General features: G+C 60.3%; 25 protein-coding genes. 10 read left to right on the plus strand and 15 right to left on the minus strand.

Annotation, left to right across the window (positions count from 1 at the left end):
- Positions 1 to 175: 175 nt before the first annotated feature.
- The 3 genes from JO965_RS16110 to JO965_RS16120 all read right to left on the minus strand — a co-directional run bounded on the left by JO965_RS16110 (position 176) and on the right by JO965_RS16120 (position 4,900).
- Positions 176 to 2,098 (minus strand): M10 family metallopeptidase C-terminal domain-containing protein, encoded by a 1,923-nt coding sequence (locus JO965_RS16110; RefSeq protein ID WP_203439871.1) that lies wholly within the window; start codon positions 2,096 to 2,098, stop codon positions 176 to 178.
- A gap of 251 nt (positions 2,099 to 2,349) precedes the next feature.
- On the minus strand, positions 2,350 to 2,883 hold the full coding sequence (gene ssb / locus JO965_RS16115) for a single-stranded DNA-binding protein (RefSeq protein WP_203439872.1): 534 nt from the start codon (positions 2,881 to 2,883) through the stop codon (positions 2,350 to 2,352).
- Between the two features lie 127 nt (positions 2,884 to 3,010).
- Complete coding sequence (locus JO965_RS16120) at positions 3,011 to 4,900, minus strand: M10 family metallopeptidase C-terminal domain-containing protein (RefSeq protein WP_203439873.1); 1,890 nt, start codon at positions 4,898 to 4,900, stop codon at positions 3,011 to 3,013.
- Positions 4,901 to 5,452: 552 nt separating this feature from the next.
- Between JO965_RS16120 and uvrA the strand changes: the two genes are divergently transcribed.
- Positions 5,453 to 8,434: an excinuclease ABC subunit UvrA gene (uvrA, locus tag JO965_RS16125; RefSeq protein WP_203439874.1), complete on the plus strand. Its 2,982-nt coding sequence runs from the start codon at positions 5,453 to 5,455 to the stop codon at positions 8,432 to 8,434.
- A gap of 22 nt (positions 8,435 to 8,456) precedes the next feature.
- Here uvrA and JO965_RS16130 read toward each other — a convergent pair whose 3' ends face one another.
- Positions 8,457 to 9,533, minus strand: a complete 1,077-nt coding sequence (locus JO965_RS16130) for a nitronate monooxygenase family protein (RefSeq protein WP_203439875.1) — start codon at positions 9,531 to 9,533, stop codon at positions 8,457 to 8,459.
- 189 nt (positions 9,534 to 9,722) lie between these two features.
- Here JO965_RS16130 and JO965_RS16135 point away from each other — a divergent pair, with 189 nt between their 5' ends.
- Positions 9,723 to 10,463 (plus strand): DUF4336 domain-containing protein, encoded by a 741-nt coding sequence (locus JO965_RS16135; protein ID WP_203439876.1) that lies wholly within the window; start codon positions 9,723 to 9,725, stop codon positions 10,461 to 10,463.
- A gap of 115 nt (positions 10,464 to 10,578) precedes the next feature.
- On the opposite strand, the gene JO965_RS16140 is transcribed toward JO965_RS16135, so the two are convergent.
- Complete coding sequence (locus JO965_RS16140; protein ID WP_203439877.1) at positions 10,579 to 11,373, minus strand: DUF4239 domain-containing protein; 795 nt, start codon at positions 11,371 to 11,373, stop codon at positions 10,579 to 10,581.
- A gap of 191 nt (positions 11,374 to 11,564) precedes the next feature.
- Here JO965_RS16140 and JO965_RS16145 point away from each other — a divergent pair, with 191 nt between their 5' ends.
- On the plus strand, positions 11,565 to 12,374 hold the full coding sequence (locus tag JO965_RS16145; protein ID WP_203439878.1) for a class I SAM-dependent methyltransferase: 810 nt from the start codon (positions 11,565 to 11,567) through the stop codon (positions 12,372 to 12,374).
- A 73-nt stretch (positions 12,375 to 12,447) separates the two neighbouring features.
- Here JO965_RS16145 and JO965_RS16150 read toward each other — a convergent pair whose 3' ends face one another.
- From JO965_RS16150 to JO965_RS16175, 6 genes are all read right to left on the minus strand, one after another.
- Complete coding sequence (locus JO965_RS16150; protein WP_203439879.1) at positions 12,448 to 13,260, minus strand: hypothetical protein; 813 nt, start codon at positions 13,258 to 13,260, stop codon at positions 12,448 to 12,450.
- A 259-nt stretch (positions 13,261 to 13,519) separates the two neighbouring features.
- Positions 13,520 to 13,747 (minus strand): hypothetical protein, encoded by a 228-nt coding sequence (locus JO965_RS16155; RefSeq protein WP_203439880.1) that lies wholly within the window; start codon positions 13,745 to 13,747, stop codon positions 13,520 to 13,522.
- Positions 13,748 to 13,830: 83 nt separating this feature from the next.
- Positions 13,831 to 14,253 (minus strand): hypothetical protein, encoded by a 423-nt coding sequence (locus tag JO965_RS16160; RefSeq protein ID WP_203439881.1) that lies wholly within the window; start codon positions 14,251 to 14,253, stop codon positions 13,831 to 13,833.
- Positions 14,254 to 14,581: 328 nt separating this feature from the next.
- Positions 14,582 to 14,797: a hypothetical protein gene (locus tag JO965_RS16165; protein WP_203439882.1), complete on the minus strand. Its 216-nt coding sequence runs from the start codon at positions 14,795 to 14,797 to the stop codon at positions 14,582 to 14,584.
- A gap of 82 nt (positions 14,798 to 14,879) precedes the next feature.
- Positions 14,880 to 15,095 (minus strand): hypothetical protein, encoded by a 216-nt coding sequence (locus JO965_RS16170; protein ID WP_203439883.1) that lies wholly within the window; start codon positions 15,093 to 15,095, stop codon positions 14,880 to 14,882.
- A 102-nt stretch (positions 15,096 to 15,197) separates the two neighbouring features.
- Positions 15,198 to 15,614: a hypothetical protein gene (locus JO965_RS16175; RefSeq protein ID WP_203439884.1), complete on the minus strand. Its 417-nt coding sequence runs from the start codon at positions 15,612 to 15,614 to the stop codon at positions 15,198 to 15,200.
- A gap of 390 nt (positions 15,615 to 16,004) precedes the next feature.
- Between JO965_RS16175 and JO965_RS16180 the strand changes: the two genes are divergently transcribed.
- Positions 16,005 to 17,741, plus strand: coding sequence for a right-handed parallel beta-helix repeat-containing protein (locus JO965_RS16180; protein ID WP_203439885.1), 1,737 nt, complete (start codon positions 16,005 to 16,007; stop codon positions 17,739 to 17,741).
- 153 nt (positions 17,742 to 17,894) lie between these two features.
- Here JO965_RS16180 and JO965_RS16185 read toward each other — a convergent pair whose 3' ends face one another.
- On the minus strand, positions 17,895 to 19,034 hold the full coding sequence (locus JO965_RS16185) for a GGDEF domain-containing protein (protein WP_203439886.1): 1,140 nt from the start codon (positions 19,032 to 19,034) through the stop codon (positions 17,895 to 17,897).
- Positions 19,035 to 19,233: 199 nt separating this feature from the next.
- Between JO965_RS16185 and JO965_RS16190 the strand changes: the two genes are divergently transcribed.
- From JO965_RS16190 to JO965_RS16200, 3 genes are all read left to right on the plus strand, one after another.
- Positions 19,234 to 19,785 carry a DUF2231 domain-containing protein gene (locus JO965_RS16190; protein WP_203439887.1) on the plus strand — a complete coding sequence of 184 codons (552 nt, stop codon included), beginning with the start codon at positions 19,234 to 19,236 and terminating at the stop codon, positions 19,783 to 19,785.
- A gap of 59 nt (positions 19,786 to 19,844) precedes the next feature.
- Positions 19,845 to 20,129, plus strand: a complete 285-nt coding sequence (locus JO965_RS16195) for a porin (RefSeq protein ID WP_203439888.1) — start codon at positions 19,845 to 19,847, stop codon at positions 20,127 to 20,129.
- 84 nt (positions 20,130 to 20,213) lie between these two features.
- Positions 20,214 to 20,624, plus strand: coding sequence for a four-helix bundle copper-binding protein (locus JO965_RS16200; protein WP_203439889.1), 411 nt, complete (start codon positions 20,214 to 20,216; stop codon positions 20,622 to 20,624).
- 79 nt (positions 20,625 to 20,703) lie between these two features.
- On the opposite strand, the gene JO965_RS16205 is transcribed toward JO965_RS16200, so the two are convergent.
- Positions 20,704 to 21,024: a hypothetical protein gene (locus tag JO965_RS16205; RefSeq protein ID WP_203439890.1), complete on the minus strand. Its 321-nt coding sequence runs from the start codon at positions 21,022 to 21,024 to the stop codon at positions 20,704 to 20,706.
- Positions 21,025 to 21,103: 79 nt separating this feature from the next.
- Complete coding sequence (locus JO965_RS16210; protein ID WP_203439891.1) at positions 21,104 to 21,919, minus strand: hypothetical protein; 816 nt, start codon at positions 21,917 to 21,919, stop codon at positions 21,104 to 21,106.
- A gap of 284 nt (positions 21,920 to 22,203) precedes the next feature.
- Here JO965_RS16210 and JO965_RS16215 point away from each other — a divergent pair, with 284 nt between their 5' ends.
- The gene (locus tag JO965_RS16215; protein WP_203439892.1) at positions 22,204 to 23,088 is read left to right on the plus strand and encodes a calcium-binding protein; all 885 of its coding nucleotides are present in this window, start codon (positions 22,204 to 22,206) and stop codon (positions 23,086 to 23,088) included.
- A 340-nt stretch (positions 23,089 to 23,428) separates the two neighbouring features.
- On the plus strand, positions 23,429 to 23,584 hold the full coding sequence (locus tag JO965_RS16220) for a DUF1127 domain-containing protein (RefSeq protein ID WP_203439893.1): 156 nt from the start codon (positions 23,429 to 23,431) through the stop codon (positions 23,582 to 23,584).
- A gap of 68 nt (positions 23,585 to 23,652) precedes the next feature.
- Here the strand turns inward: JO965_RS16220 and JO965_RS16225 are convergent, their stop codons facing one another.
- Positions 23,653 to 24,411, minus strand: a complete 759-nt coding sequence (locus tag JO965_RS16225; RefSeq protein ID WP_203439894.1) for a glucose 1-dehydrogenase — start codon at positions 24,409 to 24,411, stop codon at positions 23,653 to 23,655.
- Positions 24,412 to 24,497: 86 nt separating this feature from the next.
- On the opposite strand from JO965_RS16225, the gene trmFO reads away from it, so the two are divergent.
- Positions 24,498 to 25,916 carry a methylenetetrahydrofolate--tRNA-(uracil(54)-C(5))-methyltransferase (FADH(2)-oxidizing) TrmFO gene (gene trmFO / locus JO965_RS16230; protein ID WP_203439895.1) on the plus strand — a complete coding sequence of 473 codons (1,419 nt, stop codon included), beginning with the start codon at positions 24,498 to 24,500 and terminating at the stop codon, positions 25,914 to 25,916.
- The last annotated feature ends 48 nt before the right edge of the window (positions 25,917 to 25,964 follow it).

Consider the following 25,964-nt stretch of genomic DNA (forward strand, 5'->3'; position numbering starts at 1 on the left):
GCAGATGCGGATCTCCCGCGTCGTCGGCTGCGGCCAAGCTTGAGCATAAGAAGCAGGGCGTCTTCCTGCTCAGGTTCAAGAACGAGAGCTGCTTCCTCATGCGGAGAATCATCTCGTCCTTTGCTGCTGAATCCTTGACTCTCAAACGGGATCCCTTCGCCAAGAATGCTCCAGGTCAAATCACGAAGAAGTCCTTGTCGGTCATCTTCAGATTCTTAGAGAGAGACGCGATCTCCACGGCCTTGCCTTTGCCGGAGCCGTCAGCGTCGTAAGAGAGCACGCCCTTCTTGTTGTCGTAGACGAGGTAGTCGTTCTTGTCCTTGGCCTTCGAGCCGATGGTGAAGAACGACTTGCTGAGTTGCGCCGGCTTGTCTTCCGTGCCCTTCTTCCCGAGCTTGGTGAACACCGCGTTGTCGAGCCAGATCGAGTCGTCCTTGACCTTGAAGTCGACGATCTTGTCCCGGTTCGCCTTTGTGTTCGGCTTTGTATCGAACACGAAGATGTCACGGCCAGCATCGCCGGCGAGAATGTCGTTACCCCAACCGCCCCAGAGCTTGTCGTCACCGGAACCGCCTTTGAACGCATCTTTTCCGAAGTCGCCTTTGAGCATGCCGCCACTCACGTTCTCGGACGCGACATCGCTGACTTTGATCGTAAGCCACGTCCGATAGACAGCTCCGAGCGCATCCTTCACCTCGACTAGGACCTGATGCGATCGAGCCTGCTCGTAATCGAGCCGGATGCCGTCCTTGACCGTCAGCGTCCCGCTCGGGCTCAGTGCGAAGCGACCTCCGGCGTCATCGAGGAGCGTATAGATAAAACCGCGTTCGGTGACGAAAGCCTTGGCATGAAGCTGGATCATCGCAGAGGCACTGGACGTCCCCTCGTCGAATGCATCACCATTGAGGCTGAGGCCGGTGGGTGTCGTAGGCCCGACCTGCCGTCCATCCGCCGTGTAGCGCTGCTGGTAGATATCGTAATTGTCTCCTTCCTGATCGTATGAGTTCCAGGTCACCACCCAGCCGCCATCCTCCAACGTCGTGACGGAGGCCAGAGATTGATCGGCTGAAACCGTCGTATTCACCCGATTCTCACCGCCGACCTTTTGCCCATCGGCGGCATAGCGCTGCTGGTAGATGTCTGCAGGACCATCGCTCGACGGACTGGATGTCCAAGTGGCAAGCCAACCTCCATCCGGGAGCGCGGTCACGGAAGAGTCGTATTGTTCGAGAGCCGTGGTCGTGTTGATCTGCGTCTCGCCTCCCACCTTCTGACCGCTCGCGGCATAAAGCTGCTGGCGAACGCTCAGGCCGGAATCGTCACCTGTGTAGGAAGACCAGGTCACAACCCAGCCGCCATCCTTCAGGCCCGTGACCGTCGGAAGGGCTTGTATCTTCTCACTGATCGTATTGACCTTGGTTTCGTCCCCGATCGTCCATCCATCGGCATCGTAGCGCTGCTGGTAGATATCGGCTTCGGAATGATCCTGAGAATAGACTGTCCAGGTCACCACCCAGCCGCCGTCCGAGAGCGCCGTCACCGATGAGCGGGAGTTTGAATCGGATGGGCTGCTGTTCACTTGCGTTTCCGAACCGACGGGATGTCCATTGGCTCCGTACCGCTGCTGATAGACACCGCTGCTGGAGCCGTCCGGCGTATCGGAGGCCCAGATGACAAGCCAGCCGCCGCGTGCGAGGGCCGTCACCGCCGGAAATTCCTGAGAACCGGCAATTGTCGTGTTGACCCTGATCTCAGGACCGACCTTCAAGCCATGCTCATTGTAACGCTGCTGAAAGATGCCAGTGGACTGGCCGTCCTGTCCGATCCACGTGACGACCCAACCACTATCGGCGAGATCTGTGACAGATGGTTCCGTCTGCGCATTCAATGTCGAGGTATTGACCCGGACCTCTTCTCCAACAGCGATGCCCTTGGCAGAATAACGCTGCTGGTAGATCCCCTCCTGAGACCCGTCCTGCCCCTTGGACGTCCAAGCAACGACCCAGCCCCCGTCCTTGAGAGATGAGACGGAGGAAAAGTTCTGGCTATGGGCGGCGGCATTGACCCGGGTCTCGCCTGTCACGGAAGCATTGTTCATCGTGCCCTCTCCCTGGATCAGAGGTTTTGTGATTTTATAATATCACAATTAGAGCCCGCCGTTCTCCCGTCAACTCTCAGGCGTCAGGCCAGAAAAAAGGCCGCCAACGAGGGCGGCCTTTGCGCAGGGACGGGACGGCTAAAGCATCGGACCCAAAAGTGGATCCACTTTTGGGATCCAATCCGATGCTTCACTCTTTAAAGAGCGCATCGTTCGGACGGAAAACCGGATCCACTTTTCCGCACGATGCGCTAGAACGGAATATCGTCGTCGAGATCGTTGTAGCGGGAGCCGCCGCCCCCGCTGCCGCCACTGCCGCCTCCGCCGAAGGACGGCGCCGGCCGGCGATCCTGTGAGGGAGAGCGCCCACCGAAATCGCCGCCGCTTCTGATCTGGCCGGGCTCCTCGTCGCTATACTCCGAGGCGCCGCCGCCGCGGCTGTCCAGGATCGTCAGCTCACCCCGGAACCGCTGCAGCACCACCTCGGTGGTGTACTTCTCCTGGCCGCTCTGGTCGGTCCACTTGCGCGTCTGCAGCTGGCCCTCAACATACACCTTCGAGCCCTTCTTCAGATACTGCTCCGCCACCCGCGCCAGGTTCTCGTTGAAGATCACCACCGAGTGCCACTCGGTCTTCTCCTTGCGCTCGCCCGTGCCCTTGTCCTTCCACGTCTCCGACGTGGCAAGCCGCAGATTCACCACCGGCTCCCCGTTCGACAGACGCCGCACCTCCGGGTCCCGCCCCAGATTGCCCACCAAAATCACCTTGTTCACAGATCCAGCCATAACGGCCTCTCCTCATTCTCAGGAGGCTGTTCTGGGCCCCTGGGGCGCCGGGGGCAAGCCGGGCCGAGGGTTCTGCACAGGCCTGTCCCCAGAAAGGATGGGCGGCGTAAAGCCGCCTCGCCCAGGGTCAGATGACGAAGAAGTCAGCCGCTGTCAGCTTAAGATTCTTGGAGAGGCTGGCGATTTCCACCGCCTTGCCCTTGCCGGAACCGTCTATATCGTAGAGGAGAACGCCCTTCTTCTTGTCATAGACGATATAGTCGTTCTTATCCTTCGCCTTGTCACCAATGGCGAGGAACGACTTGGACAGCTTGGTGGGATTTGCCTCCGAGCCCTTCTTGCCGAGCTTGGCGAACACGGCGTTGTCGAGCCAGATCGAGTCGTCCTTCACCTTGAAGTCGACGATCTTGTCCTTGTTGGTCCGCTTATTGGGTCTCGCGCCGAACACGAACGTATCATGACCGGCATTGCCGATGAGCGTATCGTTGCCAGCTCCGCCCCAAAGGATGTCGTTCCCGGACCGGCCATCGATCCTGTCGCTGCCGTTCTGGCCGATGATCCGGTTCGCCCAAGCATCCCCATCAAGCCGGTCTGCTCCCTGGCTGCCGACGAGGGTGTCCATCATTGTTGCGTTTCGCGTCATCTGCCCGGATACCAGATCGATGACGTAAGGCACGGACCATGAATGGCCATTCTCGACAACGGTTGCAACGGCGTTCTTGGCTCCGCTGCCAGCATAGGTATGGCTGAAATTGGCGCCACCGCCTGACGGAGAAAGGGTATCGACCGCACCGTCGCCCCAGTCGAGGCGGACGCTGGAGGCTGCGCCGGTGGCGAGACGCAACTCCACGAACCGCCCAGCCACGACCGCCGGTGCATTCTTCATCAGGACAGCATCGATGAGAAAGGTATCGATTTGTCCGTTGGTGTCGCCAGGCACCAGAGTGCTCGCGCGGCTGCCGACGACCACGAACCGTCCGTCGGGACTTACATCAATTCCATAACCCGTATCGTCATCGGATGGGATGCCCTCCGCAGAGATGGACAGACGAATGACCTCCCCCGTGACGAGGTCCTTGCGGAAGAGATCGTATTTGTGATTGCTGTCGCCGGGCACCACGTCATCCGCGGCGCTTGCGAAAATCAGATAGCGTCCATCCTTGCTGAGACGAGGCTCCTCGCTCCAACCATGCACTTCAGCCCCCGTGCTGGTTGTTGAAAGGCGATCAATCGCCCCGGTGGCCAGATCCTTCAGAAAGACATCGTAATCGGCATTGTTGTCGCCAGGGACGAAATTGCTCGCCCTGCTGGTGAACACGACAGAGCGCCCATCGGCACTGAAGCGGGCCTGATAGCTATAGCCATTACCTTCAGTTCCGCTGCTGTCGGTAGAGATGCGACGGATCTCGCCGGTCAGCAGGTCCTTGAGGAACACATCGGAGGTGCCATTGGTGTCTCCGGCCACCAGATTGGTCGCATTGCTCTCGAACAACACATAACGCCCGTCGGGACTGATCTGCGCGGATCGGCTGTCGCCGTCTCCGCCCGTTCCGTCACTGCTCGTCGAAAGACGGGCAACGGCGCCGGTGAACAGATCCTTCAGAAAGACATCTCTCGTGTTGTTTGTGTCGCCCGCCACCAGATCGGACGCGTAACTTTCGAAAGTCACATAGCGCCCGTCGGGACTGATCAGGGCTTTGTCGCTATCCCCGCCGACCTGTCGCCTGCCGCCATCCGTACTGACCCGTGTCACGTTGCCCGTGGCCAGATCCTTGAGAAAAATGTCCGCCTTGCCGTTGGTATCGCCAGCGACCAGATTGTCGGCGCTGCTTGTGAACACGGCATAACGTCCGTCGGCGCTGAGCGCCACGTTATTGCTATGGCCATTTCCCTCGGCACCCGTGCTCGTGGTCGAGATCCGAACCACCTCGCCCGTCAAGAGATCCTTACGGAAGATATCCGCGCTTCCGTTCGTGTCTCCGGCGACCAGATTGCTCGCTGGGCTTTCGAAAACCAAGTAGTGTCCATCGGCACTGAAAGACGCAAAACCGTTGTGGCCATTGGCCTGTGTGCCATCTTCGGCCGAGACTATACGCGAGATAATGGATGAGGCCGTAGGGCGGCTGAAGGATTGGATAGTCAGGGTCAATGGCATGGAGCACCAAGCGATGGTTTAGTTGCAACGTAGCGTAATGTTGCTCTGTGCCATCTCGCAAGGGGCGATAGGACGACATTCAAGAAAAAGCCGTGGGCTTTGAGGCCACAGGCCTGCGTCGCCATTTCAGCCTGTTCGTCCACAACGATCGGAAACGTGACGGGGCCACGACGGGAGCCATCATCGACGGCTCCGGCGCCGCTAGCTGCAACCTTGGCGGAAGACTCATGCCGTAGCAGGAGCCTTCCATTGCACATCTTTCTCCAAATGACGCCCATTGCCCTCTGTACCCTCTTTGTTCTAGGATTTGAGACCTGGAATCATCCGCCGCATTGCATCGGCGGGTGGGACGTCACATATCCCGGAGCCGGCCTCACTTGGCCGTTTTCCCCTCTTTGAAGGCTATTGAAGGCCATGGCTAAACTCGACGAATTGTTCAACCGCGCCAAGGCGGGCGATCCGGATGCGCGCGTGATCTCGGTGCGCGGGGCGCGGGAGCACAACCTCAAGAACGTCGACCTCATGGTCCCGCGGGACAAGTTCGTGGTGTTCACGGGGCTCTCCGGCTCCGGCAAGTCGTCGCTTGCCTTCGACACGATCTATGCCGAGGGGCAGCGCCGCTACGTCGAGTCCCTGTCGGCCTATGCCCGCCAATTCCTGGAGATGATGCAGAAGCCGGACGTGGACCAGATCGACGGCCTGTCGCCTGCCATCTCCATCGAGCAGAAGACCACTTCCAAGAACCCGCGCTCGACAGTCGGCACCGTCACCGAGATCTACGATTACATGCGCCTGCTCTGGGCGCGCGTCGGCATTCCCTATTCGCCGGCCACGGGCCTGCCCATCGAAAGCCAGACCGTCTCCCAGATGGTCGACCGGGTGCTGGAGCTGCCGGAGAAAACCCGCCTCTACCTGCTCGCTCCCGTGGTGCGCGGCCGCAAGGGCGAGTACCGCAAGGAAATCGCCGAGTTCCAGAAGAAGGGGTTCCAGCGCCTGAAGATCGACGGCGAATATTACGCCATCGACGAGGCCCCAGCCCTCGACAAGAAGTTCAAGCATGACATCGACGTGGTGGTGGACCGCATCGTGGTCCGCGCCGACATTGCCGCGCGCCTGTCGGAATCCTTCGAGACCGCACTTGAGCTGACCGACGGCATCGCCGTCATCGAATATGCCGACGAGACGGATGAGAAGGGCAAGCCCAAGCGCATCGTCTTCTCGTCCAAGTTCGCCTGTCCGGTCTCCGGCTTCACGATCCCCGAGATCGAGCCGCGCCTGTTCTCGTTCAACAACCCCTTCGGCGCCTGCCCCACCTGCGGCGGCATCGGGCACGAGATGCGCATCGATGAGGCTCTCGTCGTGGACGAGACGCTCTCGCTCAAGCGCGGCGCCATCCTGCCCTGGGCGAAGTCGACCTCGCCCTATTACGGCCAGACACTCGAGGCGATCACCAAGCACTACAAGGCTTCCATGACGAAGCCCTGGACCGAGCTGTCCGAAGAAGTGCGCGATGCGATCCTCTACGGCTCGGACGGCGTCTCCATCCGCATGGCCTATGACGACGGCATGCGCGCCTACGAAGTGAGAAAGCCCTTCGAAGGCGTGATCCCCAATCTCGAGCGTCGCTACAAGGAAACCGAGAGCGATTGGGCGCGCGAGGAAATCGGCCGCTTCATGGGCGAGACGCCATGCGAGGCCTGCGGCGGCAAGCGTCTGAAGCCGGAAGCGCTCGCGGTGAAGATCGCGGGCTCCGATATCGGCGATGCCACGGCGCTCTCCGTGAAGGACGCGCATCTCTGGTTCGGCGATCTGTCGAAGAAGCTGACCAAGAAGCAGAACGAGATCGCCGGCCGCATCCTCAAGGAAATCCGCGAGCGCCTCACCTTCCTGGTCGACGTGGGCCTGGAATATCTCACGCTTGCCCGCTCCTCCGGCACCCTGTCGGGCGGCGAGAGCCAGCGCATCCGCCTCGCCAGCCAGATCGGTTCCGGCCTGACGGGCGTTCTCTATGTGCTCGACGAGCCCTCCATCGGCCTGCACCAGCGCGACAACGAGCGCCTGCTCGTCACCCTCAAGCGCCTGCGCGATCTCGGCAACACGGTGATCGTGGTGGAGCATGACGAGGATGCAATCCTCCATGCCGATTACGTGTTCGACATCGGTCCCGGCGCCGGCATCCACGGCGGCAAGATCGTCGCGGAAGGCACACCGGACGAGATCATGGCGAACCCGAAATCGCTCACCGGCAAGTACCTGACGGGTGAAATGTCCGTGAAGGTGCCGGGCAAGCGCCGCAAGCCCGACCCGAAGCGCAAGATCAAGCTCGTAGGCGCGAAGGGCAACAACCTGAAGGATGTAACGGCGGAGATCCCGCTCGGCACCTTCACCTGCATCACCGGCGTGTCGGGCGGCGGCAAATCCACGCTCGTCATCGACACGCTCTACAAGGCCGTCGCGCGTAAGCTCAACGGCGCGCTGGAGCACCCGGCCCCGCATGATCGCATCGAGGGACTGGAGCATCTCGACAAGGTCATTGACATCGACCAATCGCCCATCGGCCGCACGCCGCGTTCGAATCCGGCCACTTACGTCGGCGCCTTCACGCCGATCCGCGAATGGTTCGCCGGCCTGCCCGAGGCTAAGGCGCGCGGCTACCAGGCCGGCCGCTTCTCCTTCAACGTGAAGGGCGGACGCTGCGAGGCCTGCTCCGGCGACGGCGTGATCAAGATCGAGATGCACTTCCTGCCCGACGTCTACGTCACCTGCGACGTGTGCAAGGGCAAGCGCTACGACCGCGAGACGCTGGAGGTGAAGTACCGCGAAAAGTCCATCGCCGACGTGCTCGACATGACGGTGGAGGAAGCACGCGACCTGTTCAAGGCAGTGCCGTCGATCCGCGAGAAGATGCAGACGCTCGCCCGCGTCGGCCTCGACTACGTGCATGTGGGCCAGCAGGCCACGACGCTCTCGGGCGGCGAGGCGCAGCGCGTGAAACTGTCGAAAGAGCTCTCCAAGCGCGCCACCGGCCGCACGCTCTACATCCTCGACGAGCCCACCACGGGCCTTCACTTCCACGATGTGGCAAAACTGCTCGAGGTGCTCCATGAACTCGTCGACCAGGGCAACACGGTCGTCGTCATCGAGCACAATCTCGAGGTCATCAAAACCGCCGACTGGGTGATCGACATGGGCCCCGAAGGCGGCAACGGCGGCGGCCAGATCGTGGCCCAGGGCACACCGGAAGAGATTGCCGAGTCGAAAGCCAGCCACACCGGCCGCTTCCTCAAGGAAGTGCTGGAGCGCAGGCCCTTGAAGAAGGAGGCAGCTCCGAAGGAAGCCGCCAAGAAGGCGCCGGCGAAGAAGGACAAGAAAGTGACGCGACAGGCGGCGGAGTAAGGCGGCTGGAGGTGCTCTTCTCTCAGGCTGAACGCACGTCCAGCCGATCAAGCGCCTCCCGCGCCAACGCCTTCGTCAGCTCCCCTGCGGATAGCTCACGGGCCAGGCGTGCCGCTTGGCCGGACCAGAGAGACATAAAATCTCCCGAACCGAGGGGCTCGGATTTCTGACGCAGAGGGGCGAGCGCTCCGCCTGCAAGCGGAAACTCAGGCGCCAGCACCGAGATGGGGCCGACCTCGCGCATGATCCGGTTGACGATGCCTCGGGCCGGGCGCCCGGTAAAGAGGTTCGTCAGCGCGGTTTCTTCAGCGCCAGCGCCTTTTAACGCCTGCCTGTGAACCGGGGATATCGTGGCTTCCGGCGTGAACAGGTAGGCTGTTCCGATCTGCACGGCCGATGCTCCCAAGGCGAAAGCCGCGATGATGCCCCGCGCATCGGCAATCCCGCCCGCAGCAATGACTGGCACCTTCACCGCGTCGACCACCTGCGGCACCAGCGCCATGGTGCCAATCTGAGTCGTGATATCGTCGGTCAGGAAGATACCGCGATGGCCACCGGCTTCGAAGCCCTGTGCGATGATGACATCACACCCCTCGCCTTCGAGCCAGCGCGCCTCGGCGACTGTCGTCGCCGAGGAAAGGACTTTGGCGCCTGTATCCTTCACACGTTTCAGAAGGTTTTGCTGCGGCAGTCCGAAGTGGAAGCTCACGACCTCCGGCCTGAATTCTTCGACAAGGCTTAAGAATGTCTCATCGAAGGGAGCGCGCGTCGAGGGAGGAGTCGACATATCCGGGTCGAGCCCGAACTCCAGATAGTAGCCTTTCAGGCGCTGCTTCCACGCTGCCTCCCGCTCGGCATCGACAACCGGGGCACGATGGCAGAAGAAATTGACGTTGATCGGCTTCGAGGTCTTCTGCCGGATTCTGGACAGTTCTTCCCTGGCCTTGTCGTGGCTCAGCAGAGCGCAGGGGAGAGATCCGAGCCCCCCAGCTTCCGAGACAGCGATGACCATGTCAGAGAGATTGGCACCGGCCATGGGAGCCTGGATGATGGGAAGCTCGATGCCCAGAAGGTCCAGAATGCGTCGGTCGTTCCACATAGCCGCCACCTGTCCTGTGCTGCAAGAATCCAGCATCCCAGTGCTAGGCCCGATAGGCGGCCCGCACAAGAGCGCAACCTTCGCATGTGATCGGCATTTTTGCCATCAGTTGAAGCTTCTGACGAAGGGCCTAGTCCTCAAGAGACGACAGGGCCCCTTTTGCCCTCGCGGGGTCGTGCAAGGTGAACCATGTCCCATCAAGAGGTAACCTATCCTCCCCTCGACGTGCTCAAGCCCGTCGCGGACAATGTCTGGATTGTCGACAGCGGGCCTCAGGAGGCGATGGGCTTAAGCCTGCCGGTGCGGATGACAGTGATCCGTCTGAGCAATGGTAATGTCTGGCTCCATTCGCCGACGCGCTTCAACGCGGAGCTGAGACGCGAGATCGAGACGCTTGGCCCCATTCGCCATCTCATCGCTCCCAATGTCGCACATTGGACGCATCTCAAGGAATGGCAGTACGGCTGCCCGGCCGCCAAGACATCCGCCGAGCCCGAACTGCGCCGGCGACCCCAGGTTCAGAAGAAGGGCTTGCGGTTCGATCGCGACCTGACAGACGAGCCCGCCGAGGAATGGAGCGGTGAGATCGAGCAGATCGTCGTCCCGGGCGGCGCGGGCTTTCGCGAGGTCGCCTTCTTCCACCGGCCTACGCGCACGCTCATTCTCACCGACCTCATCCAGAATCTCGAGCCGGAGAAGCTGCCGTTGGGAACCCGTATCTTCGCGACGCTCACCGGCGTAAAGGCGCCCGGCGGCAAGGCTCCGGCGTATCTGCGCCTCGTCATTCGCCTGCGCCGCAGAGCGGCGAAGGAAGCCGTCTCGCGGATCGTCGCCTGGAGCCCACAACGTGTCATCATCGGCCACGGCCGCTGGTTCGAGCGCGATGGCACAGCCAACCTAAAACGGGCCTTTGCCTGGCTGCTAGGATAATGCGGGAGCAGGCTCCTCCACACCTTGTAGCACACCACGTGAGAGGCGCTGCTGAAGTCAATCAGGTTGCTCAGCCCTGAGTCCCGCCCCCAAGACTGTCACTGCCTCGGCTTCCTTATTGGCTCGAAGTCACTCTCGGCGCTCCCAACTCATCCTCAAGCACCATCTCATAGGGCACCGTATCGATGGCGGCCGGGCCTGCATAGGGATGGCTCAAGGCCAGGATGAAGTAGAGCGCGAGGCCCGTGTAGGCTCCGTAGACAGAAAGAATGGCGATGTGCACGAGGTTGGCCGGAAAGACGAGGAAGAAGCCGACGATGATGGCGAAGCCGGTCAGGGCCATCCACCAGAACAGGCTCGGAAGACCACGATGGGCGAGCGAGAGCCGCGCCTTTCGATGGTCCTGAAGGGTATCCATGTTCATGATCATCCGGGTCCGCAGGGATTGCTGCTGCGGCGTCTCGGCCTTGAGATTGAGGATGGCATGGTCGAGCGTGGTGTAAGCCCGCCTCGCCTCGCGGCTGCCTCTGAGGCTCGCGGAAGCCTGCCACTCGTTCTGCAGGGCCGCCGTCACATAGGCGGCAAGCTGGCCGCGTAGCGCATCCTTCTCCGGCCCGTCCCATTGATTCAGTTCGAGCGCGATGTGCTCGATCGTTGTGAGTTCTTTTGAGACCTCCTGCTGCAGGTTTGTGTGCGTGGACTGCGCCTCCGCGAATACGAGCGCCAGAATGAGACCGTGGATCGTTCCGATGCGCACGGCGACCGTTTCGGCCACATCGCGGGTCCTCGTCGGCAGCTCTTCGCTCAACAGCCGGCGCAGCACGACGAAGGGAATGGCGGAGGCCGCAATGGCGAGCAGCATCGCAAGGATCGCGCCCAGCCAGGCTGGAAGCTGCAGAATGGCCGTCATGCTTGCTCCTGGATTTTGGCCGCGCAAAAGAGAGCATGTCATATCTTCCCATGCCATGGCTTTTCCGGCGTATCTCCGCTCGGGCTTTTGTCTCATCTCGAGCGATCAGGTCGTCGGCCCTCCCCTTTTGAGACACTTGCCCGTCCTAGCCTTCGGCGCGATCATCCCTCCCTTTCACGGTGGAGGAAACGATGGGTGCCACCGATGCCGCCTTTGCGGGCTCGATTCCAGCGATCTACGAACAATATCTCGGTTCAATCCTCTTCGAGCCTTACGCCGAAGACCTGGCGGCGCGTCTGCATGATGTCGCGCAGGGCCGCATTCTGGAAACGGCCGCCGGGACGGGCATCGTCACTCGCGCGCTGGTGAAGGCATTGCCGCCCAATGTCGAGATCGTCGCGACCGATCTCAATCAGGCGATGCTCGATGTTGCGGCCAAGCGACTGCAGGCACCCAATGTGAAATGGCAACAGGCCGATGCGCAGGCGCTTCCGTTCGAGGACACATCCTTCGACGTGGTCGTGTGCCAGTTCGGTGTCATGTTCTTTCCCGACAAGCTGACAGCCTATCGCGAGGCGCTGCGCGTGCTCAAACCCCGTGGTCGCTTCGTGTTCAACGTCTGGAACTCCCTCGACCACAACGAGGTCAGTCGCATCATCTCCGACGCGGCGGGCAAATGCTTTCCCGACGACCCGCCGCGTTTCATCGAGCGCGTGCCCTTCGGCTATTTCGATCCGGACCGGATCCGCGGCGAGGTTCAGCAGGCAGGCTTTGAGAACGTCGATATCGAGGTCGTCGAAAAGGTCACGCAAGCCCCCTCACCCCACGCTCCCGCGATGGGACTTTGCCAGGGCTCTCCCCTACGATCCGAGATCGAGGCCCGCGCTGCGGAGCGCTTGGAGGACGTCACGACCAAGGCGACTGAGGCTCTCACGACCCGCTTCGGCACATCGGCCGTTGAAAACCGCATGAGTGCTCTCGTGGTGACGGCCTGGCGCTGACAGTCGCCACACGACCAATCCAAAACAAGAGGCGTGATATCGATGGGTCACGCCTTCTCGTCGCCGATGCCATTTAGAGCACCGACATTCGGCTCATCAGGCGGCAGAGCGCCTGCATGTCGGAATCGTACCCGTCGGGAGAGGCTGAGACCATGGCGCAGCTGCGACGCAGCTTCAGGCGCTCATCTTCGCTCATGTTGCGGATCTCCGCCCTGAGACGTTCGGTTTGACCGGGTCTGCCCGACCGATTCGGGTTGACGCTGCCGGTTGAGGATGGATTGCGCACGCTGCCCGTTCCCATGGAGCCTGGATTGGTAAGCCCACCCGTGCCGCCGGTATTGCCTGTTCCGCTGTTGCCGCCAGTGGCACGACCGCCACCAACCCCAATACCGACGCCCACATCAAAACCACTCGAGCCGCCGATGCCTGCGCCGACACCTGCGGTTATGTCGTCTGATCCACCGATGCTCTTGCCCAGACCTGCCGTCACGCCGTCAGACCCGCCTACATTCGCACCGACACCTGCGCTGATGCCGTCGGAGCCTCCAATATTCGCACCCGCTCCTGCTGAGACACCGCTCGACCCGCCGATTCTCGCTCCGCTGCCGGCCGAGGCCCCGCTGGAGCCACCCACATTGGCACCCGCGCCGGCACTCGTGCCGCTTGATCCGCCGATGCTGGCACCAAGACCGGCCGAAACGCCATTGTCACCACCGATATTCGCCCCAACGCCGGCTCCAAGACCGTCCGAGCCGCCAACATTCACTCCGCCACCAAGGCCGACCTGAGCCGTCGCAGGCTGCCCCATCAAACAAGCAACAAGAACAGCCGTGCCAAAAATTGAAGCCCCACGGCCCGAGGCAATCGAGCGTCCACGCGAATTCATCTCCCTACTCCTCCGGGTTAACCCTCACGGGCATCTCGCGTGAAAAGACTCCGACCCGAGGAAATAAGTTCCACAACTTTTGATATTCGACCTCAGCAATACCTGCAATTCATCACGAGTTATGATGTAATGTGCCAAGTTGCAATTTGATGATTGTTTAAATTATAACATATCATTACGAGAGATTGGCGAAAATGCCAGTAATCGGCTCGGCGCGACTTTATTGTTAACAAACTGATCTTGGGCAGAGGCCCGATCTTCAATGCACAGTGCTGTTCAGCATCATCGAATGAAGAAGGGTCCCCTGGGGGCAGACGATATCGAGCCGCCATCCGGTCCAATCCTGCGCATCGCTGCCGATTTCCTGTCGCAGCTCGGTGATGGCAAGGAGAGCCTGGACCTTGGCGCTTTCCAGGTCGTGGACTTCAATTCCCGTGTTGTCGACGATCTCTTCGTGATCGTTCACAAGATGGAAGAAGCAGCGCATTTGGGACAAACACCCACTCGGACAGGATGGAGTCTGCTAACCCTTTTTGCCGATGAAGTGAAGAGACCTTCTGGACCCCCACCCTATTCGTCTTTGGTCGGAGTCTCTGCCCTCAGCGGGTGAAGCGAATCCAGGGAAACCCAGCCGATATCCGGTCGCGGCGCCGGGACCAGATAAGCGCGGCCCTCCTCAAGCCGGTCGATGCGGCAAGCGATCGCCCGCTGGTCTCCCGGCGGACGATACACCACGACGGCACCCACATGGACGTCATCTGGGTTGCTCGCCAGCGCGTTCTGATGCGGTGGAGGTGTCTGCTGAGACTCTGACTGCATACCCCCATGGTTTGCTCTCACCCGGTCAAGAGCGGCGATCGCCAGTCGCGCGCGATCCCGATAGCGTTCGCTTACCGGCCGCAGAAGCGCGCCGCGCGTACGCCCCGGATACCAGGAAGTGCCTCCCGCTTTCGCCAATTCTTCTGCGACGGCTTCAATCTCTTCCTCTGTCACGCCTGCCCCCCAGACATAGACCACGATACTGTAGGAACCATTGCACAAATCTGCTTGCCGAGAGCTTAACGCAGAGTAATGCGCAAGTTTAGTGTCAGGAATGGAGAGACCTTAGTACATTAGTTTTTCCATGGAGAGCACCTCCCCCAAAGGATTGGGACCAATTTAATACCATTTCGACGCATGTTTGCAGTGACCACCCTTTTCGAAAGCGGAAGTCATTCTTTTTGAAGGCGATTCATTTCAGAAGGGGACCCGGTTGCCCATCCTGCTGCTCCAACCCGAAACGAGAGTGATGATTTCACCCCAGCAAACCCGCAAAGCAGCTTTAGAGCGACGTGACATGGATGAGTTCGTCGCCTTCATCCGTGACCGCGACGGTCCAGCAGTATCCATGCCTGCTCTCGTGCAGCAGATCGCCGCGGAGTTCAGCTGCTGCCTTGTCGGCAGCTCCTCTGGCGGTGGCGGGATCGGGTAGATCGACTCCTTCCCGATCCCAGATAAACTGATCCTTGGAACGGAGATGGAAGTAATAGCGGGGCATCCCGCTCCCCTCTGTTGCAGCGATCATCTCACGATGGTGGAACACTCACCCGGACCGTATTTCTACGGGGTGGAAGCATACGCTACAAAGAAAGGACAAAGACAATCCGGCCCGCCTCGTCGGTGATGACGGTGGTTCTATGGGGCAAGCTCTGAATGAAGCACAAAACACGATCCCAGGACGCATGAGCCGCCTGAGCCTCGGCTCCCCGCACTGTTTTCAAATTCGGCAGATCGATCCCTTCCCTATCCGGTATGAAACGATCTCCAAGCTGGACGTGAAAATGATAGCGCGGCATCGGTGCTTCTCATTCCTATCCAACCGCAGACTACGCGCCCTGAGCTTGAGCGCTTTAACACAAGTTACGAGAGGCGGGAGTTTGGCCTTTCTCGGGAACACCTTACGCCTGCGTGGCAGGACGCTCACCGCCTCCACGGAAAACGCCAGTCGAGAGTGACATCATACCTGTATTGAACGTGATAACCATGACCCTCCACTGCACATAGCGTGGAACAAGGCCCGCTGGGATATGGAAAGGTGCGCACCGCTTCACAGCAGCCAAGGCGGCTTTGGCCTGGGCGGAGTTAGCGATGCCCTGCAGCACCTTCGGCGCTTGGGCCAATGATCCATCTAGGTTGAGCCGTACTTCAATGACCGTGGCATCTGCGCCGATCGCAGACTTCGGAAGAGCATAACAGTGGGCGATTTGATCGTGGAAGATCGCCCGCAGATCTGCACGCTTATCACCGGCGGAAACGCAAGCTGTCATGACCATGGCAATGAGCATGGCAAGACCTGTAGCAATGAAACCATTCATTGGCGGTGCCCCCTTCGCAGACAATAGGACCGCTCGCCTTCTTTCCGCAACTACATTTCATTTATCTATTCGTACGGGACTGAAGTACGTCGATGCAACATTGGGCAATGGGTGCTTCGTGTCGTTAATGTCTCCCCATACCCTTCCTTGGCGCAGTGAGCGACATCGTCAGACCTGCATATGGAAGGTGGAAAATTGAGAGTCATCGCATCAGATATCTGAATTGTCCGTCGAATAAACTTTAGAGCAATTTCCTATCCTATGAGTATGTCGCCCGCCCCTTCATGATGACTACCTCAAAGGCAATTCATTTCCCAAGAATAGCACACCCAAAATCTCTCAAAGATGGGTAAGCAGGCTTGCTTCCTTTTGAAACAAAGGATTATCTGCATGGCCTTGTTCATCAGTGCTTCGGATTTCGGCGCAAAAGCGAATGATGCATTAGACGATACCGCTGCCCTCAACGTCGCCGTCAAAGCGGCTCACGATGCCTATATCAAGAACCCCGCTGTGGGCCGTGTGACTGTCCTTCTGCCGACGGGCACCCTGCTCGTCAAAGGCAACGGCGACAAGAGCGACGGTGCGGTCGAACTGCTGTCCGGCACGGCCATGCAGGGTGCCGGCATGGGCCGGACGGTTCTTAAAGTGGCCGACGGCTGGGCGGGAGACATCACCGGCGTGGTGCGCACGCCGTTCGATGAGGTGACAAGCAATGTGGGCCTCTTCGATATCACCATCGACGGGAACCGCGATGCCACGACAGGCAAGATCGACGGCTTCTACACGGGCGTGCGACCTGGCAGCCCGCTACAGGACAGCGACATTCATGTCGCGCGCGTGGAGGTGATGGATTGCTCGGGCTACGGCTTCGACCCGCATGAGCAGACCCTCCGTCTGACCATCGAAAGCAGCGTGTCTCACGGCAACGGGCTCGATGGCTTCGTGGCGGATTACATCGTCAACGGCATCTACCGGAACAACATCGCCTACGGCAACGATCGACACGGCTTCAACATCACCACCACGACAACCGGGCTCCTCCTGCAGGACAACATCGCCTATGGCAACGGGTCGACAGGTGTGGTCGTGCAGCGCGGATCGGAGGCGATCCCGTGGCCGAGCAACGTCCAGATCGTCGGAGGCCAATACTACGGCAACGTCAAGGACGGAGTCCTGCTCAACATGGCCGCCAATGTCATTGTTGACGGCGCCATGATCTTCGGCAACCAGGGCAGTGGCGTTCGGATCGAAGGATCGACCGGGACCATTGTTCAAAACAGTCACATCTTCAACAACGCGCAGGCTGCGGACAACCAATTCGACGAGATCAGCATCCGCATGCGTCTCGATACGACCACCGGGCTGACCTACTACTCCACGAACACGCAGATCCTCAACAATACGATCTACTCCGACGGCGCGATCGATGCACGCTATGGAATCCGCGAGGAGCGGACGAACACCCTCGCCGGCGAGACGGGCATTCTACTGCTCGGCAATACGATCTACGGTGTGGATTCCGGCGTAATCTTCACCTCGAGACAGACTTGGATTGGGTCCGCCTCATCCAACTCGTTCAAGGGCACTGGACAGGATGAGGAACTGAGTGGCCGCTCCGGCAACGACACGATCCGGGGAATGGGCGGCAACGACCATGTCTTCGGAGATGGCGGCAACGACAAACTTTATGGGGATTCCGGCAGGGATTATGTCTTCGGCGGCAACGGTCACGACCGCCTCAACGGCGGCTTGAGCAACGACATTCTGAGCGGCGATGCCGGCCGCGACGTCTTCATCTTCAATACCAAGCTCGGGAGTTCGACGACGGATCGGAAGGTCAATTTCGACACGATCGCCAACTATTCCGTAAGGGACGATTCGATCTGGCTCGACAACGCCATTTTCCGGAAGATCGGACCAGGCTCGTCCGCCCATCCGACCAAGCTCAATGCGGAATTCTTCAACGCGGGAAACAGGCCAAAGGATCAGAACGACTACGTGCTCTACAACAAGAAGACCGGCGTTCTGTCATACGATTCCGATGGCTCTGGCTCACGCAAGCCGGTGGAATTTGCACAGATCAAGAAGGGCCTTGCCCTGACACATCACGATTTTTTCGTCGTCTGAGCACCTAGCGCATCGTTCGGTGCGGAAAAGTGGACCCGGTTTTCGCTGACGCGGCCCTTCGGGTCCGCAGCGAACGATGCGCTCTTCAAAGAGTGGAGCATCGGATTGAATCCCAAAAGTGGGTCCACTTTTGGGTCCGATGCTCTAAGCCCGTCAGGCCGCGATGACGATATTGCGGCCGCTGCGCTTCGCTTGATAGAGCGCCGCATCGGCACGCCGGAGCAGCGCCCCAGCATCGATGCCTGCTCCCGTGACGCAGCCGACGCTGACGGTCACGTTAGCCAGGCCACCGAGGGTGTTGGCTCCGGCCATGGAAAAGGCATGTCGGATCCGGTCCGCCAGGAGAGCCGCCTCGCGGGAATCCAGCGGCAGGATCGCGCCGAACTCCTCCCCGCCCAAACGACCGAAGGTTCGTTGCGGCAGATGGCTTGCCAGCACGTCTCCGAAGATCGTGAGAATGCGGTCGCCGGTATCGTGGCCGTAGCTATCGTTGATGGTCTTGAAGTTATCGAGGTCGAACAGCAGGCAGCTCGTCGGCCTGTTGCCGAGCCGGGCGAGGAGCTGAGAAGCGTTCTCCATGAAGGCGCGCCGATTGGGAACGCCGGTCAGAGGATCGACCAAGGCAGCCTGCTTATATTCGAACTCGACGCTCTCCTTGGCCATGGACAGAAACATGAAGGCCAAGGTCGGGCCGAACATGACCAGCACGAGCGCCATCGATGGCGACCAGCGGCTCGCGAAGGTATCGATCCAGGAGACCGAAGTCAGGGCGATCCCGAGCGTCCCACGGGACAAATTGAAAGCGGCAAGCCCCAGCAGAAGCACGACGGCCATACGCGAGGAGGCCAGCGGCCGCGAAGCATGGCGTCCGAGTTCCCAGGCCGAGAGGGACGAATAGACAAAGGTGATCGCCGACGCGAGAATCAGCCTATAGCCGTGCGAGCTATAGATGAATGGAAAAGCGCAGATCCAGACAGCTACCCCGGCAAGCATCGCCGTCAGGGGCGCAGATCGTCCGTTGAAGATCCTGCAGCCGGTGTACAGGACGCCATAACACAACAGGGCCAAGGCGTTCGCCACGAGCAGAATCGCATAAGCCGGTTGTCCCTGCGCAAGATTGGCCGATCCGATTCCCACGGCAATGAGCCAGAAGGCGCTGCCCCACCATGCCAAAGCCTTAACCGTGCGATTCAGCATCCAGGAGAAAAGCAACAAAGTTCCAAGCACTGCCGAGAGCAGTACGAAGGCAACGGTAAGCGTGGCAGGATCAAGGACCATCGAAGCGGCTGCCATGGGAGTTCGACCGGACAGTCGCAGAGGACCCCTACGACCCATTCCGCAGGGGAATGCATGCCTACGCTATCCCCCATCCGCTCCCCGATGTCCAGAACCCAACCCTGCGACGGATCGGGGCGGCGCTTTGAGCCAGGGCTCCGGAACGAAGACTTGACCGGGGCATTTTCCTAGCGAAGCACCGTAGAGGGAGACCTTCATGGGCATGTACCATCGTCATGGCGTCCAGAGCACCGCGGCCATCGCCGGCCACCCACTTCACCACATGCTGATCGTTTTCCCCGTCGCATTCCTGATCGGGGCTTTCGGAACCGATATCGCCTTCCTCGCGACCCAGGATGCGTTCTGGGCCCAGGTTTCCTACTGGCTCCTGATCGCAGGCATCGTTACCGCACTTATTGCCGCCATTCCCGGTATGATCGATTTCGTGACCATCGACCGGGTGCGCAACGTATGGGTCTCCTGGGCGCACATGGTCGCCAATCTCACGGTGGTCGCGTTGGCCCTTATCAATGTCGGCGTCCGCCTGGGCGATCCGGCTGCGGGGGTCCAGGGCTGGGGTATCTGGCTGTCAGGCATCCAGACGGCTCTCCTCCTGTTCAGCGGCTGGCTCGGTGGCGAGCTCGCTTACCGCTATGGCATCGGCGCCATCCGGGATTACAGCCCCAAGGCCGAGCAATTCCACGTGGAGGTGGACCGATCGGACGTTGCCGCATCCTATGGGCGGCGGACCGGATCGGGTGGCGTTTGAGTTCTGCAAGGCAATTACCTTGTCATTTTCGGGGCGAGGCCGCTAAACTCAAGCTTGCTATGAAGCATTGCGCCTTTGCCTTCGTTCTTTCCAGCCTTGCGCTGATCAGTCAGGCGCAGGCGGTCACCGCCTGCCCGCCTGGCTTTGCTATGCTTCAGGCCTCCGATACCTGCGTGCGCATCAGCGGTCGGGTGAGAGCGGAAACGCTGGTCGGCTCAACGCGCAACCGCTCCTCCGATGCCTACGGGACGCATGCGGGCGGTCGCGTGAAGCTCGACGTGAGGAAGCAGACGGAATACGGTCCCTTACGGGCCGTCATTTCCGCCGGGAATCTGGGGCGCTGATCCCGGAACCATTCACATCTCCTTCCGTTGGGCGGACAAGGGCTGAAAGCCTGCACTCCTCTCACGTCTGGCAAGGAGGCAAACATGCATGCTCATGAAATGATCAGCACCCATCCCCATGTGAAAGGCGACACCAACGACGCCCTGATCCGCTGCATCGAGGAATGCTTCGATTGCGCACAGGCCTGCACATCCTGCGCCGATGCATGCCTGGGCGAACCGATGGTTGCCCAGCTCACGCAATGTATCCGCCTCGATATGGATTGTGCCGATATATGCATGGCAACCGGAACGGTCGCCACGCGCCGAACCGGCTCCAATGAGGATGTCATTCGTCACATGCTCAATGCCTGCATGACCGCCTGTCGCCTTTGTGGAGACGAATGCGAACGCCATGCCAGCATGCATGAGCATTGCCGCGTCTGCGCCGAGGCCTGCCGCCGTTGCGAACAGGCCTGCCGACAGGCCATCGCCAGCATGAGCGCTCGCCACTAAGGTATCAATTGCCTCCGAAACTCATCCAAATCCAATCGGCGAGAAAAATAGAAGGGGCGCCAAAGGCGCCCTTTCCGTTTCAGTACCCGTAATCGTAATAGTCCTCACGATAATAGGTCCGCCTGGGTGCTTCATAGGTCCTGTAATAAGACCTATCATAGGTCCGGTATGTTGGCCGGGCCGTTGCAGCAAGCGCACCACCGATGATCGCACCGGTCACGCCGGCCGCGATGGCGGCATTGTTGTTGTTCCGTCTTTGAACGTAGTAGCGCTGGGCCTTGTGGCTTTTGTAATGGCCGTAGGCGTGGCCCTTGCCCTTGCCGGGGCGGGCATCCGCCGCGCCGCTGAAGGACGTCGCCGCCAAAAGCGCGACGCTGATCGTTACCAAAAGCTTTTTCATCCTCATACTCCTGAACGCGTCTTGAATCGGATGATCCGGAAAGGAGCCATCGATCTTGCCCCTTTCCCAACCACTGCCATTATTGGTTCGGGCTGCCGCCCTCCGAGGAGGAGCCGCGCTGCTGCAGACGCATGTTGATGGAGCCGCTGCCGGAGTTCGACGTGTTGCCGCCCGAGCCGCTGTTTACATCGGTTCGGCTGCGGGTCGAAACGCTGCCTGTCGTCTCAGGCGCGCTCGAGCGCGTCCGGCTCGTCGAAACATTCACGTCATTGGAGCGGCGCTGCTCCACCGACACGCCGACGCTTGGCGAGGTATCCCGAGTTCGGCGAATTGTCGTGCGGCTTCGCACCGATACGCTCGGCTCATTGACTTCCTCATAGCGACGCACGGTCCGGCGACGAACCTCCACCGGTTCCTCGACCACCTGATAGCGGCGCTTCTTCGTCACGACCTTGTTGGACCGCTTGGTCTTCTTCACCGCCACCTTCTTGGCGGGCTTCTTCTTCACAACGGTGCGGCGAATCTCAGTGTCGGGCTCCTCATAGGTGGTCACGCTGCGGCGGCGGGTCACCGAGACGCTCGGTTCCTCGACTTCGCGGATCGTGCGGGAGCGGACGGACACGCCGGAGCGCTCACGGGTCTCGACACCGACGCGCGTACCCGTTTCCTGACGATTGCGGACGTTAATTTGCGCGCCGGACGACTCGCCGCGCGTTGCACCTGTGGTCTCGGTCTGTGTCCGGCTGCTGCTGCCGGTCTGATTGCGCAGCAGCGTGTTCGAATCCGAAGACGATTGCGATGTCGTGTTGGTATTGGTGTTCGTCTGAGTCGATGTTTGGGCATAGGCCGCGCTGCTCAACAAGAGAAGGGCGGCGCCAAGAGCAATCTTTCTCATGGAACCATCTCCAAAAAAGTAAAGGTGCGGGATGAACGCCGGCCTTTGGAGACTGTTCCGAATAACTTTAAGTAACAGATCTTACATGGGAAGCTCTGAGCCAAGATGAACATTTGTTCAAAATTCGAAACTGTCATAATGAGGCGAGCAGAAGTGCCAGCATAATAACTTCAACCAAATCTTTACCATAACCATGAACGTCGAACTTCATGTCCATACAGCTTAAGTTCACGTTTAACGCTCTAGCTTAGCGCTATCGATCGTTCATCGGGAATAGCGCAGCCATGGCAGTTTTTCAGGCTTTCAACGCAGCGGGTGTAGGCTTCAACATGTCCAGCACCAGCAGTTCGGGCTGGGCATTCATAGGAGCCAGCCCATCGGTCACGACAGACCTCGTCTATGATGACGGAAAGGTCGCCGAGTACGAAGTCTATGGCAGCGCCCTGGTGGACTACTTCACCGCCTGGTACTGGAGCGACGACTACACCGTCATCATCGACGATCTGCTCTACGAGAATGACGGCGAAGACGTTCTCTCCATCCGGGGCCTCGATCTTTACACGACGGTCGACGAGCTTCAGGGCTATGCCTGGTACGTGACCCTCAACAGAAGGCACGACACCTTCTACGGAAACGATTACGACGACATCATCCGCGGCGGAGCGGGCAACGACACCGTCTATTCCTATGATGGCGACGACATCGTTTACGGCGACAGCGGTGCGGACAAGCTCTACGGGCTCTGGGGCGACGACGATCTGTATGGAGGCACGGGCCGCGACATCCTGAGCGGAGGTGCCGGCAGCGATTACCTGAGCGGTGGAGCTGACAGCGACCAGCTGACCGGCGGCTCCGGCAAGGATTACTTCGTCTTCGATGCGAGATCGTCCAGGACCAATGTGGACCGGATCATCGATTTCCGGCCCGTCGATGATACGATCATGCTCGACAATGCGGTTTTCACACGAGTCGGGCGTGACGGCTGGCTGGCGAGCGGGGTCTTCACCACCGGTTCAGGCGCCCGGGATTCCTCTGATCGGATCATCTACAGCAAGCAGAGCGGCGCCCTTCTCTACGATGCCGACGGCGTCGGAGGCGTCGCGGCCGTGAAATTCGCCCAGCTGAGCACCGGGCTGACCCTCACCAAGGCGGACTTCTTCGTGCTCTAGCGCATCGTGCGGACCCGGAGGGCTACGCCAGTGAAAAGTGGATCCGATTTTCCGCGAGAACGATGCGCCACTTATAGAAGTTATAGAAGGGAGCCTCCGCTCCTCAGGGCGGCCCTGTTTTCAGGGCCGTTTTCTATTTCTGACCCCAAAATCTCCAACGGCAAGCCATTCCCGACCTGCAGCACAATTAACGTGGCATTAGGACGTTATGCTACCAAAGCATAACAGACCTACATTATTACCACTCCTCTTCGGCGCCGCACATGCGTATATACCGCACTGCAAACGCAAGAACAAAGGCACCGGTCAACACCGGCCGGCAACTGAATAGGAGTTCCCAATGTTCGTTTCTTACATCCTCTCTAAAGTCCGCGCTTATCTGCGTTATCGCGAGACTGTCCGTGAGCTGTCGCTGCTTTCGGACCGCGAGCTCGACGATCTCGGCATCTCCCGGTTCCAGATCGAGAGCATTGCTCGCCAGAACGCTTTCGCGTAAAACTTCGCTGCATCGCAGCAAAAGGCCCTAGCCCGCCTCTGGCGGGCTTTCGCTTTTCTAGGGCGGGGTCAGCGCCCGCCCGAGACCGGAATATTGGCGCCAGTGATGTAAGATGCGGCATCCGACATCAGAAACAGCACTGCCTCGGCAATTTCCTCGGGCTCTCCGATCCGGTTCAGCGGAATGAAGGGACGCAGCCTCTCCAAGCGGCCGGCATCCTGGGTGCTCCGCTCGTGGATGTCGGTTTTCGTCATGCCAGGCGACACGGCATTGACCCGGACACCTTCGCCTGCAAGCTCCTTCGCCAATCCGACGGTCAGAGAGTCGACGGCCCCTTTCGACGCGGCGTACCAGACATACTCGTTCGGGCTCCCCAGGGCCGCGGCAACGGACGAGATGTTGACGATGGTTCCGCCCTGTCCGCCATGGCTTGTGGACAGACGCCTCGCAGCCTCCCGGGCCACCCAGATCGCTCCCAGCACATTGATATCGATGCAGGCCCGAATGGTTTCTGAAGAAGCCTGATCCAGCTTGCTGGATTTGCCCGTGATCCCGGCATTGTTGACCACATGCGAGATCGGTCCGAGCGCAGCTTCCGCCTCGTCGAACATACGCATGATATCGGCCTCGATAGCGACATCGCCCTGGCACGCGACGGCAGCAGCCCCGGACGCCCGGCAGGCGGAAAGGACCTGATCGGCAGCCTCGCGCTCGGATCGATAGGTAATGGCGACATCGTAGCCGCGCGCTGCCGCGAGCTGCGCCAAAGCAGCCCCTATGCCGCGGCTACCACCTGTAATAAGGACGACGGGACGCCTGGATTGCATGGCGTTCAAAGCCTTTCCAAAACTCAACCAGCTCAGCTTGACCAGGGCTCCCGAGGGAGTCAACAAAGCCGCTCGGGAGAATGAATATGAGCACCATCGAACCCATCCATGTCATCGGCGGCGGCCTCGCTGGTTCAGAAGCAACCTGGCAGATCGCCCAGGCCGGTGTGCCCGTCATCCTCCACGAGATGCGTCCTGTGCGCGGCACCGACGCGCACAAAACGGAAGGTCTCGCCGAGCTCGTCTGCTCGAATTCCTTCCGCTCGGACGATGCAGAAACCAACGCGGTCGGCCTGCTCCATCAGGAGATGCGAAGCCTCGGTTCACTCATCATGGCGAAAGGCGACGCCAATCAGGTGCCCGCAGGCGGCGCGCTGGCAGTCGATCGCGAGGGCTTTTCTGACGCTGTGACGGCGGCGCTTGAGGCGCATCCGCTCGTCACCATCGAGCGTGGCGAAATCGCTGGTCTGCCGCCGGAGGATTGGTCCTCCGTCATCGTCGCCACCGGCCCCCTCACCTCACCGGCTTTGGCCGAGGCGATCCTTCAGCTGACGGGCGAGACGTCGCTCGCCTTCTTCGACGCCATCGCGCCCATCGTCTATCGCGAGTCCATCAACATGGACGTGGCCTGGTTCCAGTCGCGCTACGACAAGGTCGGGCCGGGCGGCACGGGCAAGGACTATATCAACTGCCCGATGACCAAGGAGCAGTATGACGCCTTCATCGATGCCTTGCTCGCTGGCGACAAGACCGAGTTCAAGGAATGGGAGGCCAACACCCCCTATTTCGACGGCTGCCTGCCCATCGAGGTCATGGCCGAGCGCGGCCGCGAGACCCTGCGCCACGGACCGATGAAGCCGGTCGGTCTCACCGATCCGCGCAACCCGGACAAGAAGCCCTACGCCATCGTGCAGCTGCGCCAGGACAATGCGCTCGGCACTCTTTTCAACATGGTCGGTTTCCAGACCAAGCTGAAATACGGCGCACAGACCGGCATCCTGCGCATGATCCCGGGCCTGGAGAATGCCGAGTTCGCGCGTCTCGGCGGCATCCATCGCAACACCTATCTCAACTCGCCCAAGCTCCTCGATCCGACCCTGCGCCTGAAGGCCATGCCGCGCCTGCGCTTTGCAGGTCAGATCACCGGCTGCGAAGGCTATGTGGAGAGCGCCGCCGTCGGCCTCATGACCGGCCGCTTCGCCGCCGCCGAACGTTTGGGCCAGCCGATCCAGCCGTTGCCGCATACCACGGCGCTCGGCGCGCTCATTAACCACATCACCGGCGGGCATATCGAGACCATCGACGAGGGGCCACGCTCCTTCCAGCCGATGAACATCAATTTCGGCCTGTTCCCGCCGCTGGCCCAAGCTCCGAAGGCCGAAGACGGCAAGCGTCTGCGTGGCCCGGCCAAGGCCATCGCCAGAAAAAAGGCGCTGACGGATCGCGCGCGCGCGGATCTGGTGGCTTGGATGTCAGGCGGGGAACTTCCGGCAGCGGCGGAGTAATACCCACTGTCATCCCAGACGCCGTCAGGCGATCCGGGATCGGACGCA

The organism is Microvirga sp. VF16 (assembly GCF_016864375.1).
Taxonomy (GTDB): domain Bacteria; phylum Pseudomonadota; class Alphaproteobacteria; order Rhizobiales; family Beijerinckiaceae; genus Microvirga.